Source organism: Streptomyces sp. M2CJ-2 (assembly GCF_016757295.1).
GTDB lineage: Bacteria > Actinomycetota > Actinomycetes > Streptomycetales > Streptomycetaceae > Streptomyces.
Genome location: NZ_JAESIF010000237.1, coordinates 1 through 1,239 on the forward strand (window position 1 = coordinate 1; position 1,239 = coordinate 1,239).

The 1,239-nt window shown below is 69.0% G+C and carries 1 pseudogene; it reads left to right on the plus strand.

Annotated elements, in window-relative coordinates:
• Positions 1–148 precede the first annotated feature (148 nt).
• A pseudogene (locus JL475_RS39050) lies at positions 149–1,152 on the plus strand (IS5 family transposase).
• The last annotated feature ends 87 nt before the right edge of the window (positions 1,153–1,239 follow it).

The following is a 1,239-nucleotide window of genomic DNA, read 5'->3' on the forward strand; positions in this document are numbered from 1 at the left end:
TGGACGAAGACCGCTGATGAGATCTTCGAACGCCTCGCCGGATATCTGAACCGAATCAAAGACTCGACACACTAGGGCCTGTGTGATGTTGTGATCAATTTTGCCGATCCGGGTCCGTCTGGAGGGCGGATCCGGTAGGAAGACGGTCGTGACGCGCAGGCAACTCACCGATGAGCAGTGGAAGTTGATCGAGCCGTTCCTGCCGATAGGCGAGTACGGCCCGTACCCCGGGCGGCTGCGGGAGCAGTTCGAGGGGGTGATCTGGCGGTTCAGGACCGGCGCGCAGTGGCGTGAGATGCCGGGCGAGTTCGGGCCCTGGCCGACCGTCTACGGGCGCTTCCGGGTCTGGCGGAACGCCGGTGTCTTCACCGCCCTGCTGGAGGGCCTGATCGCCGAGGCCGCCCGCCGGGGCAGGACGGACCTGTCCCTGGTCGGCGTGGATTCCACGACCGTCCGCGCGCACCACGACGCCGCCGGGATGCTCGTCGGCGAGGACGTCATGGAGGCGCTCGAGGAAGCCGCCGCCGAGCAGGAACAGGCCCGGCAAAAGGGGGCGCCGAGACGGAACACAACGGACGGGACGGCAAAAACGAGCCCGAGCGGACCGAACGCCGGCGCGTCCGCCGCCGACGCAGGCTCCGCCTGAGGGAAGCCCTGCGTGGCAGGTCCCGCGGCGGGCTGACCAGCAAGATTCACCTCGCCGCCGACCGCAGGCGCCGGCCGCTGGCGTTCATTCTGACCGCCGGGCAGGCCGCGGACAGCCCCCAGTTCATCCCCGTGCTGCAGAAGATCCGGGTCCGCCTGCCGACCGGCCGGCCCCGCACCCGGCCCGGCGCGGTCGCCGCGGACAGGGCCTACTCGTCCCGCGCCAACCGCGCCCACCTGCGCAAACGCCGCATCAAGGCGGTCATCCCGGAGAAGAAGGACCAGGCCGCCCACCGCAAGAAGAGGGGCAGCCGGGGCGGCCGTCCCGTCGCTTTCGACGCCGGTCCTTACCGTGACCGCAACACCGTCGAGCGCCTGATCAATCGGCTGAAGGACTGGCGTGGCATCGCCACCCGCTTCGACAAGACACCCGAGAGCTACCTCGCCGGTCTCGAACTCCGCGCCTCGATGATCTGGCTCGAGGATCTCCTGCGAGCAGCCGATTGATCACGACATCACACAGGCCCTAGGGCCTGTTCGGGATCGTGATCATGTGGCGGGGGCAAGGCTGCGCAGCCAGATGATGGCGCCGCG